General features: G+C 72.9%; 12 protein-coding genes. 10 read left to right on the top strand and 2 right to left on the bottom strand.

All coding sequences use genetic code 11. The features are described 5' to 3' along the window. Positions 1-91: 91 nt before the first annotated feature. Positions 92-3,964, top strand: coding sequence for an SCO7613 C-terminal domain-containing membrane protein (locus tag SROS_RS42885; protein ID WP_012895243.1), 3,873 nt, complete (start codon positions 92-94; stop codon positions 3,962-3,964). A gap of 184 nt (positions 3,965-4,148) precedes the next feature. On the opposite strand, the gene SROS_RS46725 is transcribed toward SROS_RS42885, so the two are convergent. Continuing rightward, positions 4,149-5,192 (bottom strand): hypothetical protein, encoded by a 1,044-nt coding sequence (locus SROS_RS46725; RefSeq protein ID WP_052317157.1) that lies wholly within the window; start codon positions 5,190-5,192, stop codon positions 4,149-4,151. Between the two features lie 190 nt (positions 5,193-5,382). On the opposite strand from SROS_RS46725, the gene SROS_RS42875 reads away from it, so the two are divergent. The 4 genes from SROS_RS42875 to SROS_RS42860 are packed head-to-tail and all read left to right on the top strand — an operon-like array spanning position 5,383 to position 9,723. Further along, a complete protein-coding gene (locus SROS_RS42875) occupies positions 5,383-6,408 on the top strand; it encodes an NAD-dependent epimerase/dehydratase family protein (RefSeq protein ID WP_012895241.1) in 1,026 nt (341 codons plus the stop codon). Further along, entirely contained in the window at positions 6,405-7,595 is a 1,191-nt protein-coding gene (lhgO, locus tag SROS_RS42870; RefSeq protein WP_012895240.1) for an L-2-hydroxyglutarate oxidase, read from the top strand. Before SROS_RS42875 ends, lhgO begins: the two co-directional genes overlap by 4 nt. 35 nt (positions 7,596-7,630) lie before the next feature. Beyond that, positions 7,631-8,338 (top strand): response regulator transcription factor, encoded by a 708-nt coding sequence (locus tag SROS_RS42865; RefSeq protein WP_012895239.1) that lies wholly within the window; start codon positions 7,631-7,633, stop codon positions 8,336-8,338. Between the two features lie 2 nt (positions 8,339-8,340). Beyond that, positions 8,341-9,723, top strand: coding sequence for a sensor histidine kinase (locus SROS_RS42860; RefSeq protein WP_012895238.1), 1,383 nt, complete (start codon positions 8,341-8,343; stop codon positions 9,721-9,723). A 126-nt stretch (positions 9,724-9,849) separates the two neighbouring features. Here the strand turns inward: SROS_RS42860 and SROS_RS46720 are convergent, their stop codons facing one another. After that, on the bottom strand, positions 9,850-11,646 hold the full coding sequence (locus SROS_RS46720) for an efflux RND transporter periplasmic adaptor subunit (protein ID WP_012895237.1): 1,797 nt from the start codon (positions 11,644-11,646) through the stop codon (positions 9,850-9,852). Positions 11,647-11,795: 149 nt separating this feature from the next. Between SROS_RS46720 and SROS_RS42850 the strand changes: the two genes are divergently transcribed. From SROS_RS42850 to SROS_RS42830, 5 genes are all read left to right on the top strand, one after another. After that, on the top strand, positions 11,796-12,977 hold the full coding sequence (locus SROS_RS42850; RefSeq protein WP_012895236.1) for an efflux RND transporter periplasmic adaptor subunit: 1,182 nt from the start codon (positions 11,796-11,798) through the stop codon (positions 12,975-12,977). Then, positions 12,974-13,705 carry an ABC transporter ATP-binding protein gene (locus SROS_RS42845; RefSeq protein WP_012895235.1) on the top strand — a complete coding sequence of 244 codons (732 nt, stop codon included), beginning with the start codon at positions 12,974-12,976 and terminating at the stop codon, positions 13,703-13,705. The genes SROS_RS42850 and SROS_RS42845 overlap by 4 nt, the downstream gene beginning before the upstream one ends. Further along, entirely contained in the window at positions 13,702-14,958 is a 1,257-nt protein-coding gene (locus SROS_RS42840; RefSeq protein WP_012895234.1) for an ABC transporter permease, read from the top strand. The genes SROS_RS42845 and SROS_RS42840 overlap by 4 nt, the downstream gene beginning before the upstream one ends. Before the next feature lie 28 nt (positions 14,959-14,986). Then, on the top strand, positions 14,987-15,577 hold the full coding sequence (locus tag SROS_RS54130) for a hypothetical protein (RefSeq protein WP_012895233.1): 591 nt from the start codon (positions 14,987-14,989) through the stop codon (positions 15,575-15,577). Between the two features lie 80 nt (positions 15,578-15,657). After that, positions 15,658-16,362 (top strand): response regulator transcription factor, encoded by a 705-nt coding sequence (locus SROS_RS42830; RefSeq protein ID WP_012895232.1) that lies wholly within the window; start codon positions 15,658-15,660, stop codon positions 16,360-16,362. Positions 16,363-16,596: the final 234 nt, after the last annotated feature.

The following is a 16,596-nucleotide window of genomic DNA, read 5'->3' as shown; positions in this document are numbered from 1 at the left end:
ACCCGCGCCCGGCATCCTTCATGTCATGCGCGATCAGAGTCCTCCTCCCGGCTCGGGGCTCCCACCGGAAGTGAAATGCCCGGAGTGTGGCGTGGCCGTCGTCGGGGCCCCCGACCGCTGCCCGCATTGCGTGCTGCCCCTGCGAGGACCCGTGGCCGCCGAACTCTGGCAGCTCGACAGGGCACTGGCCGGGCTGCGGGCCCGGGAGACGGAGCTTCTGGTCCGGCGCGACCGGCTGCTCGACCTGCTCCGGTCCGAACGGGGCCACCCGGCCGGGAGCGATCCCGGCGTACGGCCCGCCCCGGCCGGAACGGGTCCCCAACCGGCCCCGGCAGAGCCCCCCGCCCCGGGAGAGCCGGTCTTTCCCGTCCCCGGGCAGCAGGTGCCTCCCGTCCCCGCGCGGTCGGGTTCCTCCGTACCCGCCATGCCGGGGCCTCCCGTCCCCGCGCGGCCGGGTTCCCCCGTGCCTGCCATGCCGGGGCCTCCCGTCCCCGCGCGGTCGGGTTCCTCCGTACCCGCCATGCCGAGACTTCCCGCCCCAGGGCAGCAGGGACCACCGGTGCCGGAGTGGCCGGGTCCTCCCGTCCCCGGGCAGCCGGGGCGTCCCGCCGCCTCGCCACGGCGGGACTTCTCGCCGAAGGCCGTGCAGAACCTGCTGCTCGTGCTCGGCGGCCTGCTGCTGGCCGTCGCGGCCATCGTCTTCACGGTGGTCAGCTGGGGGCAGATCGGCATCGGCGGGCGGGCCGCGATCCTCGCCGGGATCACCGTACTGACCCTCGCGGTGCCGAAGCTCCTGGTGAAGCGAGAACTCGTCGCCACCGCCGAGACCATCGCGGTGCTCGGCGTCGCGCTGCTCTTCCTGGACGGCTACGCGGCCCGGCGGGTCGGCCTGGCCGGGGCCGACCGCGTCGCCGGGCTCGACTACGCCGCCCTGCTGATCGCCCTGATCGCGCTCGTCGTGGCGGGATACTCGCGGCTGCTCCCGCTGAGGCTGCCGCTGCCGATCGCCATCGTGCTCGCCCAGTTCCCGCTCCCGTTGCTGGCCCTGAGCGAGACGGACCCCTGGTTCACCGCCGCTCTCGCGGCGACCGCGGCGGCCGACGCCGCCTTCCTGGTGTTCGGCCACCGCCGGGACAAGCCCGCGACGGTGCCAGGCGATGAGGGGCCGATGGGGTCCGCGGTGCCGGGGGGTGGTGACCTGAGCGGTCCCACGACGGTGCCGGGTGATGAGGGTCCGGCGGGTCCTACGACGGTGCCGGGTAATGCGGGTACGGCGGGTACGGCGGGTCCCGCGGTGGTGCCGGGTAATGCGGGTACGGCGGATCCTGCGACGGTGCCGGGTGGTGCCGGGCCGGGGCGTGGGGCCGGGGTCCGGGTGACGGTGGGACTCTGTTTCGGCGTGGTGTGGACGCTGGGCGTGGGCCACGGATCCCTGAACGCGGCCCTGGAGCTGATGGACTCCGCCCGCGCCGACGACCTGTTAACCGCCTCGATCAAGGGTGTGCTGCTGGTCGTGCTCGCCGTGATCGGCGTGGCCGTCGCGCCCCGGGCGGACCCGGGTCGGCTCAGGGCACTCACGGCGGGGGCGGCGTTCGCGCTGACCGCCGGTCTGGCCGCACCGGTCTGGCCGCTGCTCCCGGCCGGCTGGTGGGCCGTCCCGCACACCGTCGCGGCACTGGCCGTCGCGGTGGCCGCGCTCCGCCTGCCCGGTCTGAACGATCCCCGGGTCCGCTCGGCGGGCGCCGCCTGCGCCGCGATCCTGGCCGCGCTCACCGCGCTCCCGTTCGTCCCTGCGGTGGCTTCCACGCTGCTCACACCGTTCAACCAGCTGGACGGCGTCTGGTCGAGTGTCAACGGGGCCGCCGGAGACCGGTGGATCTCGCCGTTCCCCGAGGGAGTGGTCGTGCTGGGGCTGCTGGCGGTGGCCTCGGCGGCGATGGCCCGCCGGGGACACGCGTCCCTGCGGCCCGTCGCCCTGGCCGTCGGCACGGTAACGGTGGCCGTCACCCCGGTCGCGTCCGGCTGGAGCCACGCGGCGGATCTCGCGGTCCTGCTGGCTCTGGCCGTCACGCTCGTCGCCTGCCTGACCCTGGCCCGGCACCCATGGTGGGCGGGAGCCTTCACGACGGCGGCCGGGTCGGTCGCCGCGCTGGCGGTGGCCACCGCGCTCGCCGAGCGGGCCACCACGTACGCGGCGCTCGCCGTCCTGCTGGCCGCGTGCGGCCTGGCGGTGTTCGCCGCCCGGGTGCCGTGGGCGGCGGCGGCCGCCCTGGTGATGGCCGTACTGGCGGCGACCGGCCTGATCTGGGCGGTGTCCGTCGGGACAGGATGGCAGCCGGTGCGTGAAGGACTCTCGCTGGCCCTGGCGATCGGCGCCCTGCCTGCCGGTCTCCTCGCCCTCCGCCGATGGTCCGTCGCGGCTGGGGTGTCCGCGCCGCACGGGGTGGCTGGGGGATCGGCTGGGGTGTCCGCGCCGCGCGGGGTGGCTGGGGGATCGGCTGGGGGACCCGTGGCCGACGGACCCGTCGCGGGCGGGCCCGCTGTGGAGGTCATGGACGGGCCCGCTGTGGATGGGGCCGCCGTGGACGAGCCCACCGTGGACGAGGCCGTCGTGGATGAGGCCGCTGTGGATGGGGCTGATGATCCTCGGAGGGTGACGGGGCTGGTGCTGGGCGCCGTGCTCGCCGCGCTGGCGCTGCTTCCCGTGCATGCCGCCCTCGCTGAGATCCTCGGGTTCTACCGCCCCCTCGCGCTGCCGTGGGCCCCTCTGCCCGCCTCCGGCGGGCGCCACCCGATCCTCATCGTGATCACGATTCTCGTCACGGCCGCGGCGGTGCTGCTCTCCTGGCAGGTCGCCGGGCGCAAAGGCGTGCTCAGGGCCGGGGCGGTGGCCTGGCCGGTGGCGCTGACGGCCCTGCCCGTCTCGGTGGGCCTGCCGTACGGGCTGGAGGTGGGGCTGTTCGTCGCGGGGATCGGCCCGTCGGCGTGGATGGCCGCGCGGAGCCGTACGGACTGGGCATGGGGCGGGGCGACGGCGCTGTGGGCGGCTTCGATCGCGCTCTCCTGGGCGCTCATGAGCAGGCCCGCCACGTTGGTCGTGCTGCCGGTGACAGCGGTGATCGCGGGAGTGACGGCCTTCCACGGACGGGCGAAGGCCGTACGGGTCGCCGGGGCCGCGCTGGCGACGTCGCTCGCCGGCGGAGAGGCCCTCGCCGCCGGGATGGCGCTGGAGTGGCCGGTACGGCACGCGGCGTTCGGCGTGCTCGCGGTGGCCTGCCTGGCGGCGGCGGTGGCGGGCCGGTTCAGGACGGCGGTGTTCGCGATCGGCGCCGAGACGGCCGGGTACGCCCTCGCGGCCGTGGGCCTGGCGCTCGGTGCCGCCGACCTGCCGCTCGCCGCACTGGCCTGCGCGGTCGCCGGCGTGCTGATGGCCGGTACGGCGCTGCGGCCCGACCGGCGGTGGGCCGGATACGTGGGGACCGGTTTCCTGCTGGTGGCCGCATGGCTGCGGCTGCTCGCCTCCGACATCACCGTCATCGAGGCCTATACAGTGCCGTTCTCGCTGGTCCTGCTGGCGTTCGGCTGGTGGCGGTCCAGGAGCCGCGAGATCTCCTCGTGGGTCGCCTACGGGTCCGGTCTCGCCTCCAGCCTGCTCCCCAGCATGATCGCGATGCTCGCCGGCGCCGGCTGGGTCCGGCCGCTGCTGCTCGGCGCGGTCTCGCTGGCCGTGCTGCTGGCCGGGGCCCGTCTCCGGCTCCAGGCCCCCGCGCTGCTCGGTGGCCTGACCCTGGCGGCCGTCGCCCTGCACGAGCTGGCGCCGTGGATCGCGCAGGTCGTCGTGATGGTGCCGAGATGGGTGCCGATGGCGGCCGGTGGGCTGCTGCTCGTCGTGGTCGGCGCGACCTACGAGGCGAGGCTGGGGGACGTGCGCCGCCTGCGGGCGGTCGTCGGCCGGATGCGGTGAGGTCAGGCGCGCCGGGCCGGGACGGTCCCGGCCCGGCGGCCCGTTCTCACGGCGTCCGGCGGTCTTTGCTCATGGCGTCCGGCGGTCCGGTTTCACAGGATCCGGTGGTCTTTGCTCACGGCGTCCGGCGGTCTTTGCTCACGGCGTCCGGTGGGCCGTTCTCACAGGATCCGGTGATCTTTGCTTACGGCGTCGGGTGGTCCGTTCTCACCGGTATCCGGCGGTCCTTACCCACGGTGCCGGGGCGGGAAGGGCCCACCGGCGGCGCGGCCGCCTGCGTCGGGTACAGGTCGGCGAGCGACCTGGCGAGCGGCCTGGTACGGCGGTAGGCCACGACGACGACCCTGCCGTCGGCGCACGCCCCCCGTTCGTCGCAGGCCTTGACCGGCACCTGGTGGACACCCGGCCTCAGCGCCCTGGCGACCACCGTCCCGTGCGGGCGGACCGTCACGTTCAGCCACGGCACCGGGGCGGTCGCGTTGTAGGTCACCTCTCCGCCCTCGGGGTCCACCGAGGTGAGGGAGCCGTCGAGGATCTGTCCCACCGATCCGGACAGCACCAGGTACGGCACGGTGGGCGGCTGGTTCGGCAACGTGCAGGAGGTCGACACCGAGTCGAGGAAGTTGCCGTAGCTCGGCCGTCCCGTCCCGGACGAGACCGAGACGAACTCCACCCGGGTGACCCGCTGTCCCCGGGGGACGGTGTAGCTGCCGCCGTAGTGGCCCCAGGTGTCGCCACCGTCGGCGATGTCGGGCGAGTCCTGCCCCTCCGGAACCTGCACGACGCCCCCGATGCGGACCCGCATGACGTCCTCGTCGGCCTGGGTCCTGCTCCGCCCCCGGTGCGCCAGGCTCCAGTCGATCGTGGAGCCCGGCACGGTCCGGATGTCCTGGTAGAGGGTGGACACCGAGGTCCCGTTCAGCTCGGCGAACTGGTCGCCGGTGTCCGGCGGGACGGTGAAGTCCATCGGGTCGGCGTGGTTGCCCGCCCCCCAGATCTCGATGAGCCCGTCACGCGACGACGTGCGCCAGCCGGGGACGTCCTTGCGCAGGTGTCCCTGCCCGCGCAGACCGCCGGGCTCCTCGAAGCCCCCGTTCACCACCGCGCACGGCTCCGCCGGGCCGGCCGCGCCGGTCTCCGCGGCGGAGACCGGCCGGGTGGTGAGGACGGAGACGGCGGCGGCGGCCAGTGACGCCGCGACGCCCAGCAGAAGAACACGCAGGGGCATCCGAGCCCCGGCATGTGACCTTTTCATTTGTTTCCCCCGAAACGAATGTCCGCATCGCGATTCCGCGTGCGGGCGTATTAGCGTATTCCCTGCTCGGGGCAGGTAAAGCTTGTCTACATATGGTTACGATCACCAATGAGACGGGGCATTCCTCTTCTCCTCCGGAGAGGATTGCCGTTAACTGTCGACTATGCGCGTCCTGGTGACCGGAGCGTCCGGGTTCGTCGGCTCACACGCGGTTGCCGCACTTGTCGCCGCCGGGCACGAGCCGCTCCTCCTGGTGCGTGATCCGGAGAAGACGAGGAAAGTCCTGGCCGATGTCGGGGTCGACGGCGCGGTCCCCATGCATGAGGCGGATATCCGTGACGCGGAATCCGTACGGAACGCGCTTGAACGGTGTGAGGCGGTCATTCACGCCGCCGCCGAGATCGGGGTCGTCAGCCACGCCGGCGACCTGGCGGGGACGAACGTGGCCGGGCTGAAGAACGTCCTCGGCCAGGCCGCCGCGCTCGGCCTCGACCCGATCGTGCACATCTCCACCGTCGCGGTCTTCGTGCCGCCGGCCGGACCCCTGATCACCGTCGAGAGCCCGCTGTCCGCCCCCAGGAACGCCTACGGCAGGACCAAGGTCTCCGGTGAGCGCTACGCCAGGCGGCTCCAGGAGCGGGGAGAGCCGGTCACCGTCGTCTACCCGGGCGGGGTCGCCGGGCCGTACCAGCCCTCGCTCGACGCGCTCATGGAGGGGCTGCGCGCGGGGCTGGAGCAGGGCTGGCCGATCACCGCGGGCGGCGTCTGCGTCCTCGACGTCCGCGATCTGGCCATCGTGCTCGCCCGTTGTCTGGAGCCGGGGCGCGGGCCGCGCCGATTCATGCTCGGCGGGCACTACCTCACCTGGGCGGAGCTCGCAGACGCCTGCGACGAGGCGACCGGAGGACGCTGCCGCCGCTTCAGGGTCCCCGCCGCCGTGCTGCGCGGCGCGGCGGCCGTGCTCGACGCCGTGAAACGGATCAGGCCGATCGACTACCCGCTGACCAGGGACGCCGCCGAGATGATGGTCACGATGGAGCGGACCTTCGACGCCCCCACTCTGGAGGCGCTCGGCACGAGCCTGCGTCCGGTCCGGGAGACCATCGCCGACTCGCTGCGCTGGCTCGCCGAGGAAGGGCATCTCGCCCCTGGGAAGGCCGGCGTGCCGGCCGGTAAGGTCGCGCGGTGAACATCGGGATCGTCGGTGCGGGAATCGTCGGCCTGGCGGTGGCCAGGGAGGTGGCGCGGACCCGCGGCGCCACGGTGACCGTCCTCGACAAGGAGGACCGCGTCGGAGCCCACCAGACCGGGCACAACAGCGGGGTCGTCCACGCGGGGATCTACTACCAGCCGGGTTCGCTCAAGGCCCGGCTCTGCCGCGAGGGCGTGGCCCTGCTCCGGCAGTACTGCGCGGAGCACCGCATCCCCTACGACGAGGTGGGCAAGCTCGTCGTCGCCTCCACCGCGGCCGAGCGGCCGGGGCTGCGGAAGATCGCCGAGCGCGCCCGCGCCAACCAGGTCCCCGGCATCGCCGAGCTGGACGCGCTGGCGCTGCGCGAGGTCGAGCCGCACACCGTCGGGGTGGCCGCCGTCCACTCCCCGCACACCGCGATCGCCGACTTCCCCGCCGTCGCCCGCCGTCTGGCCCTGGACGTGGAGGAGACGGGCGGTTCGGTGCTGCTCTCCCACCCGGTCCGCGCGCTGCGGGAGACCGCGAGCGGGGTGGAGGTGCTGGCCGGGACGCGCAGGCTGCGCTTCGACCGGCTGATCGTCTGCGCCGGGCTGGGCACCGACACCGTCGCCCGGATGGCCGGGGCCGCAGGCGACGTGCGGATCGTCCCCTTCCGCGGGGAGTACTACGCGCTGGCCGGCGCGTCGAAGGAGCTGGTCCGCGGGCTGATCTACCCGGTGCCCGACCCCCGCTACCCGTTCCTCGGCGTGCACCTGACCCGCAGGATCGACGGCGAGGTTCTGGTCGGCCCCAACGCGGTCATGGCGCTGGCCCTGGAGGGCTACTCCTGGGGTGACGTCGATCTCAGCGACCTGCGCCGGATCCTGGCCTGGGAGGGCACCCGGCGGCTGGCGGCCAGGCACTGGCGGACCGGGGTGCGGGAGGTGCTCGGCTCCATGGCGAAGGGGTCCTTCCTGGCGGCCGCGCGCCGCTACGTGCCCGAGCTCACCAGGGCCGATCTGGTCAGGACCGCCGGGGGAGTCCGGGCCCAGGCCGTGGCCAGGGACGGGAGCATGCTCGACGACTTCGCGATCGACGTGCACGGCCGCGTCACGCTTGTGCGGAACGCCCCCTCGCCGGCGGCGACGTCGAGTTTGGCAATCGCCAGGCATATCGTGGGGTTAACCTCTGTGTTGACCCGTTAACTGCTTTTTCATGTGGGCGAGTGAAGATAAAACCCGTGACCGACTCACCCGAGGCCCGCCTGCTGATCGTCGAGGACGAGCCCAACATCCTCGAACTGCTGGCCGCGAGCCTGCGATTCGCCGGGTTCGGGGTGAACACGGCAGGCAACGGGACGGACGCCGTCGCCGCTGTCCAGCGCCACCGTCCCGATCTCATCGTGCTCGACGTGATGCTGCCCGACATGGATGGGTTCGACGTCGTGCGACGCCTGCGCGGCGGCGGCACCGACACGCCGGTGGTCTTCCTCACCGCGCGTGACGCCACCGAGGACAAGATCCGCGGGCTGACGGCGGGCGGGGACGACTACGTGACCAAGCCGTTCAGCCTGGAGGAGGTCGTGGCCCGGATCCGGGCGGTGCTCCGCCGTACCGGCGCGGGAGACCTGCCGGCCCGGCCGCCCCGGCTCACCTTCGCCGACATCGAGCTCGACGAGGAGAGCCACGAGGTGTGGCGCAGGGGCAGGGCAGTGGCGCTGTCGCCGACGGAGTTCAAGCTCCTGCGTTACTTCATGGCGAACGCCGGCCGGGTGCTGTCCAAGGCCCAGATCCTCGACCACGTGTGGGACTACGACTTCCGGGGCGACGTCGGGATCGTGGAGTCCTACGTCTCCGTGCTCCGCCGGAAGATCGACAACGCGGACCCCCGGCTGATCCACACCCTGCGCGGAGTCGGCTACGTTCTCCGCCTCCCCCCTGTCCCGTGACCATGAACGGGACCCCGCTGCGGGTGAAGCTGATCGCGGTCATCCTGATCCTGCTGGCCATCGCGCTCACCCTCATCGGCATCGGCAGCGTCTCGATCATGCGCGGCTACCTGATCGACCGCGTGGACAGCCAGATGGACCTGACCACCGACGCCACGCTGCGCCGCCTGCACCGCGGAGCCGTCACGCTGATCGGCAAGCCGCTCCCGGCCGACACCAGGCTGGTGCTCCGCAGCGCCAAGGGCGAGACCATCCTCCAGCTCAGCGGCGTCGACGTGGAGGGCAAACCCGCCCTGCAGGTGCCCGTGGACCAGGGGCCCGGATCGTTCGACAGCGGCGAGTGGCGGATCCACGTCGCCCCCCTGGACAACGGCAGGACCCTTCTCGTGGCGGTGGACATGGCCGAGGTCCGGCAGATCGTCGGCCAGCTCGCGCTGGTGGAGCTGCTCGGCGGAGGCGGGCTGATGCTGACACTCGCCGGGGTGGGCGTGGTGATCATACGGCGGAGCCTGCGCCCGCTGGAGGAGATCGAGCGCACCGCGCAGGCCATCGCCGCCGGGGACCTGAGCCGCCGCGTCCCCGACACCGATCCGCGCACCGAGGTCGGACGCCTCGGCCAGTCGCTGAACGGCATGCTCGCCCAGATCGAGACCGCCTTCCGGGCCAGGTCGGAGTCGGAGGCCTCGGCCCGCCGCTCCGAGGAGCGCATGCGCAGGTTCGTCGCCGACGCCTCGCACGAGCTCCGCACGCCGCTGACCTCCATCCGCGGGTTCGCCGAGTTCTACCGGCAGGCGCCCGACATCGACGCCGCGCCGCTGATGCGCCGGGTGGAGTCCGAGGCGGTCCGGATGGGCCTGCTCGTCGACGACCTGCTGATGCTCGCCCGGATGGACCAGCAGCGGCCGGTGGCCATGCGCCCGGTGGACCTGCTCGCCATCGCCGCCGACACCGTCCACGACGCCCGCATCCTCGCCCCGGCCCGCGAGATCACGCTCTCGGTGGACGGCGCCGCGCTCATCGTCTCCGGCGACGAGGTACGGCTCCGCCAGGTCGTGGGCAACCTGATGACGAACGCGCTCACCCACACGCCGGACCGCACCCCCGTGCGCATGACGCTCTCCGCCCGGGACGGCATGGCCGTCATCGAGGTGGCCGACGAAGGGCCGGGACTCGACGCCGAGCAGTGCGAACGCGTCTTCGAGCGGTTCTACCGCGTCGACTCGGCCCGTGGCCGCCGGGCGCCCGAGGACGGCGGCAGCGGTCTCGGCCTGGCCATCGTCGCGGCCATCGTCGACACCCACGGCGGCACGGTCGACGTGGAGTCGGCGCCGGGCGAGGGCTCGACGTTCCGGGTGGCCCTGCCCCTGGCCCCCGAGTACGACTGACCCTGCCAGGACATCCGATCTGCCGGAGATGGCGAACCGCGGCTTCGAGACGCGAGCTTGAGCGGGTGGGAGTCTCCCCTGATCTGCCGGGCTCGGCCGATCCCGGCAGATCAGGGGAGACCGCCGTCAGGCGCCTCCCGGCCAGCCGCTGTCGGGGAATCCTCCGGTGGCCGTGCCGCCGGGGAGCACGACCCGGTCGTTCTCGCGCAGACCCGAGGTGATCTCGACGTACCGGTCGCCGCGGACCCCGGTCCTGACCACGCGCTCGACACCGCCCTGAACGGTGACCACCGAGGCCCCGCCCTTGGACCGCACGGCCTGGGCCGGAAGGTAGAGCGCCTGCTCCGACTCGGCGACGGTCACCCTGACGGTGGCGGTCTGGTCGACCATGAGACCGGCCGGAGCCTCGTCGAACGCGACCGTGACCCCGTATCTCACCAGCCGGTCGGTGGTGGTCGCGGTGGGCGCGATGCGGGTCACCGTACCGGTGTACTCCTCACCCTCCCGGGTGGCCAGAGTGATCGCCGCCCGCTGCCCGAGCTTCAGTTCCCCGATGTCCGACTCGGTGAACAGCGCCTCCACCTGGAGCTCGTCGAGATCGCCGAGAGCGAGGAACGCGCCGGTGCCCACGCTGTCGCCGACCGTCCCGGCGACCGACAGGACGGTGCCGTCCGCGGGAGCGACGATCCGCACACCCGCCAGCTCCTCCCGGGCGTCCGTCAGGTCCGCCTCCGCCCTCTTCACGTCGGCCTCGGCCTGCTCCACGCTGAGCGTCCGCTGCCCGCCGGTGCCGGTGCCGGTGCTCGACCGGCTGGTACCGCCGCTGTCGGTGCTCGGCCGGCTGGTGAGGCCGGTGCCGGCGTTCTGATCGGGACGGAGGCCGGAGCTCTGTGCGGAGCACGCGGTGGACCGCGGTCCGGGAGTCCGGCCGACGGTCGGCTCCGAGCTCGCACCGGGCTTGGCGGTCGGGGTCGCGGCAGGGGTCGGCCTGGCCGGCGAGCTGGGGCCGGAGTGCTCGCCCGGCCGGGTCGTCAGGCTGGGCGCCGGGCCGGGCCGCGTGGGTTCCGCGCTCGCGGGCGGATGGCTCGTGCCCGGCGTGGCGGTGACCGTGGCCGTGGCGGTGACCGTGGCGGTCACGGTCACGGTCGGGGTCGCCGTCACGGTGACGGTCACCGTCGGCGCGGGCTCCGGGGGACCGTCGGTGAGGGTCGGCGTCGGGGTCGGGGTCGGCGTCGGGGACGGCGTCCGCGCCGTACCGGGGGAGTACCGGGCCGGTGCGAACCCGCCGGCCGGGGCCACCGCCACCGGCCGCTCCGATCCGGCCGGCGCGGACGTGCGGGCCGGGCCGGGCGTCCCGGTCGGGCCGGGGGCGCCGTCCGGACCGGTGGTGCGGCTCGGGCCGGCCGTGCCGCTCGGGCCGGGGGTGGCGGTGGGGCGTGCCGGTGACGCCGTGGGTTCGCAGGCCGCCTGCCGGGCGGAGTCGTCCGGCGTCCGGTTCTGCTCCTGGGACTGCCTCTGCTCCTGGGTCTGGGGCTGTGCCGTCGCCGCGTCCCCGGCTCCGTCCAGCGCCTCCCGGGCCGCCGCGAGCTGCGCCTTGGCCGCGGTGTAGCGCTCGCGTGCGGGCGCGGAGCCGATCCTGGCCAGCACGTCGCCCTTGCCGACCTTGTCCCCGGCTCTGACGTAGACCTTCGTGACCGTGCCCGAGCCGCCGAAGGCCAGCTCCCGGGTGCCGTCGTCCACGGTGTTGCCCGCCGCGGACACCTCGGCCGTCACCGTTCCCCGCTTGGCGGAGGCGAGCTCCACCCGGGGCGCCGGGGCCGAGCCGTCGTCAAGCGTGTAGAACACACCCGCACCCACCAGGACGAGGGCGGCCAGAGCGAGTCCTCCCGTCCGCAGGGGCTTCGGGAGCTTGGTCGGTCTCATGACGGATCATCCTGCTCTGTTTGATTCACTCTCTCCTCATAAATACCTGAGGGTTTCCTGCGTATCTCCGGACGTTGTACGCGATCTTCAGCCAACCTTCAGCGGGAGCGAGGGTTGCGTCCAAGGAAAGTCCGCCAAAGTACGACCTTGTGAAGCTGTCGACCAAGCGCAGAGCGCTGATCGTGAACGGGGCACTCGGTGTCCTGTTGCTGGGCGGAGCGGGGGTCGCCTACTCCTCTCTCGGCGGGGAGGCCTCCTCCGCCGCCGGCGCCGCGGTGCGGACCGTGTCGGTGGCCCGGAGCACGGTGGTCGCCTCGGTGTCCGCCTCCGGGGCCGTGGAGAGTGCCAGGGCGCGGTCGCTCGGCTTCGGATCGAGCGGCACGGTGGAGAAGATCTACGTCAAGGTCGGGGACAAGGTCTCCAAAGGACAGCTCCTCGCGCGGCTGGACGACACCTCCGCCCAGGAGAGCCTGGACGCGGCCGCCGCCGCCCTGGACTCCGCAGACGACGACACCTCGACCGCCGCTTCCTACGCCCAGTACGTCAACGCCAGGAATACCTACCGGGCGGCCCGGCGCACCGTGGCGGGCGCCGTCATCAAGGCTCCGTTCGGCGGCACGGTCACGGCCGTCAACGGCACGGTCGGGGGCTCCTCCAGCTCGTCCGGCTCCTCCGGCTCGTCCGGGAGCACGTCGCAGGGCGGCTCGGGGGGTTCCGGTGGCTCCGGTGGTTCCGGCGCCGCGACAGGCGGGTCCAGTGGGTCCGGGGGCTTCATCGAACTTGCCGACACCGGGAAGCTCCAGCTCGTCGGCAGCTTCACCGAGTCCGACATCACCAAGCTCAAGGTCGGCCAGGCGGCCTCGATCCGGTTCGACGCGCTGACCGGCGTCACCGCGGCCGGCAAGGTCACCCAGATCCAGCCGACCGCGGCCACCAGCAACAACGTGGTCCAGTATCCGGTGACGATCTCCTTCACCGAGGTCCCCGACGAGGTCAGGCTCGGCCAGACGGCCACGGTCGAGGTGGTCGTCGAGCAGGCCGAGAACGTGCTCGCCGTCTCCTCCGCGGTGATCACCACGGCGGGTGGCCGGAGCACCGTGACCGTCCTGAGGGACGGCCGGGAGGTGCCCACCCAGGTCGAGGTCGGCGTCAAGGGCGACACGCTCACCGAGATCAAGTCGGGGCTCGGCGAGGGCGACCAGATCGTCCGCCCGGCGGCCACCGGCACCACCCAGCAGCAGGGCGGTGGTCTCCCCGGTCTGGGCGGGGGCGGCGGCCGCGGCGGGGTGGGCGGACCCGGCGGCGGCGGTTTCGGCGGAGGCGGCCGATGACCACCCCGGTCCTGTCGGTCCAGGAGCTCTCGAAGGTGTACGGCGAGGGCGACGCCCAGGTCCGTGCCCTGCGAGGGGTCTCCCTCACCGTCGAGCGGGGCGACTACGTGGCCATCATGGGCGCCTCCGGCTCCGGAAAGTCCACGCTCATGAACATCCTGGGCTGCCTGGACGTGCCGTCCTCCGGCCGCTACCTCATCGACGGCGCCGACGTCGGGGCGCTGGAGGAGCGCCAGCTCGCCGTCCTGCGCAACCGGAAGATCGGCTTCGTCTTCCAGTCGTTCAACCTGATTCCCCGGATGAGCGCGCTCGCCAACGTCGAGCTGCCCATGGCCTACGGCGGGGTGGGCGCGGCCGAGCGGCGCGCCCGCGCCCTGGCGGCCCTGGAGCAGGTCGGCCTGGCCGACCGGGTCCGCCACGAGCCGAACGAGCTCTCCGGCGGGCAGCAGCAGCGGGTGGCCGTGGCCAGGGCGCTGGTCACCGCGCCCTCGCTCCTGCTCGCCGACGAGCCCACGGGGAACCTCGACACCACGTCCACCGGTGACGTGCTGGAGATCCTCGACCGGCTGAGCGCCTCGGGCCGGACAATCGTGATCATCACCCACGAGGACGACGTGGCCGCGCACGCCAAGCGGGTCATACGCCTGGTGGACGGCCAGATCGTCGAGGACCGCCGCCAGGCTCCCGTCGACGGCCCCCCGCCCCGCATGCCGGAGGTTCCCGCGTGAGCTGGTTCGAGATCCTCCGATTCGCCCTCCGCGGGCTCGCGGCCAACAAGCTGCGCAGCTTCCTGACCACGCTGGGCATCCTCATCGGGGTGGGCGCGGTGATCCTGCTGGTCGCCTTCGGCGAGGGCGCCTCGCAGAGCATCCAGCAGAACATCCAGCGGCTCGGTTCCAACACCCTCACCATCTCCGCCTCGTTCTCCGGAGGCGGCTTCGGCGGTGGAGGCGGGGGCGGCGGCGGAGGTGGCCAGGCGGGCGGGCCGCGCACGCAGGCCAGGCAGCTCACGCTGGAGGACGCCAGGGCGCTGGCCGACCGGGAGCAGGCGCCGTCGGTCAGGAGCGTGTCCCCGGTGGTGACCGCGTCCTCGGCCACCGCCGTGCACGAGGGGGCGAGCCACACGATCTCCCAGCTCGTCGGCACCTACCCCAGCTATTTCGAGGCGACGAACAAGCCCGTCACGAGCGGCGCCTACTTCGTCAACGACGACGTGCTCGCCGCCCGGAAGGTCATGGTGATCGGACGGACCGTGGCCGAGGAGCTGTTCGGCACGGCGGATCCCGTCGGCCGGCAGGTCAGCGTCTCCGGAGTGCCGTTCACGGTGGTCGGGGTGCTCAAGGAGCTGGGCTCCTCGGGGATGAAGGACGCCGACGACGTCGCGATCGTGCCGCTGCCCGCCGTACAGCAGAGCCTGACCGGGTTCGGTGCGCTCGGCTCGATCATCGTGCAGGCGACCGGCGCCGACACGACGGGGTCGGCCCAGGCCGAGGTGACGGCCGTCCTGAACCAGCGGCACGACATCACCCCCACGGGCACCGCCGACTACCGCATCCTGAACCAGGCCACCCTCCAGGAGACCGTCAGCTCGACCATCGGCGTCTTCACCGCCCTGCTCGGCGCGGTCGCCGCGATCTCGCTGCTGGTCGGCGGGATCGGCATCACCAACATCATGCTGGTCACCGTCACCGAACGGACCAGGGAGATCGGCATCAGGAAGGCCATCGGGGCGCCCAGGAGCGCCATCCTCGGCCAGTTCCTGCTGGAGGCGACGGTGCTGAGCCTGGTGGGCGGCCTGTCGGGTGTGGCGATCGCGTTCATCGGCACCCGGTTCACGATCGCGGGCATCGAGCCCGTGATCGTGCCGTCCTCGATCGCGCTGGCCCTCGGCGTCTCGGTGGGCATCGGGCTGTTCTTCGGCAGCTACCCGGCCAACCGGGCCGCCAAGCTCCGCCCCATCCAGGCCCTGCGCCACGAGTGACCTGTACGGCTTACGCAAGGAGACAGACATGGGCGGCAACGCGGATGAGACGGCCCCGGCCGGGAGATCGCTGGAGACCTCCCCCTTCGCGGGTGACCTGGAGGACGAGCTGACGGTCCGGCCGCGGCGCGGCCTCTCCACGCTCACGCTGGTGCTGGGCGCGGGGGTGATGCTCGTCGCCGGGGTGGTGGTGGGCATCCAGGCGCAGAAGGCACTGGGCGCCCCGGCGGGGGCGGCGGGAGCCCCGGGCGCGGCGATCCGCCAGGGCGCGGGCCCCGGGGGTTACGGGGGCGGTCCCGGCGGCTACGGGGGGTTCGGCGGCAGGCAGCAGGGCGGCCAGGGCGGTCCGGGGGGCCAGGGCGGTCCGGGCGGTGGAGGTGGTCAGGGCGGGGCGGCCGTCGGCACGGTGGAGCGGGTGGACGGCGGGAAGGTCTACGTCAGGACCATGGACGGGTCGGTCGTCACCGTGAACACCAGCGGCGAGACGGCCGTGCGGATCGCCAAGGAGGGCAAGGTCACCGACCTCAGGCCCGGCGGCACGGTGGTCGTCCAGGGGCCCCGGGCCGAGGACGGTTCGATCACCGCGACCGCGATCAGCGAGGGAGGCGGCCGCCGGTGAGGGTTCCGTCCCCGGGAAACGTTTTCTCAGGAAACGTTCAGCCGGAGCTGAGCTGCGTTCCAGCAGGGTGAGCAAGCCTCATGAATGTGCTGGAGAGAGTCGAGGCCAGGCTGTTGGTCGTGGACGACGAGCCGAACATTCGCGAGCTGCTCTCGGCCAGCCTGCGCAGGTCCGGGTTCGAGGTGGTGACCGCGGCGGACGGCCGGGAGGCCGTGCACTTCGCGGAGCGGATCCGCCCGGATCTCGTCGTGCTGGACGTGATGCTGCCCGACATGGACGGCTTCGCGGTCGCGGGGCGGTTGCGGGAGATGGGCGGGCAGATGCCGGTGGTCTTCCTGACCGCGAGGGACGCGACCGACGACAAGGTCGCGGGCCTGCGCGTGGCCGACGACTACGTGACCAAGCCGTTCAGCCTGGAGGAGGTCCTTGCCCGGATCCGGGCCGTGCTGCGCCGTACGAGAGGGGACCTGGACCTGCCCACCCGTCTCCAGGTCGGTGACCTGGAGCTGGACGAGGAGGCGCACCAGGTGTGGCGCTCGGGCACGCCGGTACGGCTGTCGCCCACCGAGTTCAAGCTGCTGCACTATTTCATGGTCAACACCGGCCGGGTGCTCTCCAAGGCGCAGATCCTTGATCATGTCTGGAACTACGACTTCGGCGGTGACGCCGGGGTCGTCGAGTCCTACGTCTCCTACCTCCGCCGGAAGGTCGACGTTTCTGAGCCGCGACTCATTCACACCCTGCGTGGCGTGGGATATGTCCTGCGGTTACCGCGCGGTGATTGAACTTTCAGCGAACACTCAGCTCCGTCTGACCTGACCCTGAGCTTCGATTGTTCCAATGGGCAGCGCATGACCCCCGATCACCCGCGGTCGCGTGGTGGGTTCGGGCTCGCCTCCAGCTGCGGGGGAGACGAGTCCGGTACGGCCCGCCACGTGTGACGCGGGGCAGGCCCCATCGCTCTACCGAGTTCGCCCCCGTGACCCGGTCGAGCGGTGGGGCAAAATCACGTCTAGAGG

Origin of the sequence: Streptosporangium roseum DSM 43021 (genome assembly GCF_000024865.1) — a bacterium.
GTDB classification, from domain to species: Bacteria; Actinomycetota; Actinomycetes; order Streptosporangiales; family Streptosporangiaceae; genus Streptosporangium; species Streptosporangium roseum.
The sequence above is the reverse complement of the archived record's forward strand: the minus strand, read 5'-3'. Positions and strand labels throughout refer to the sequence as shown.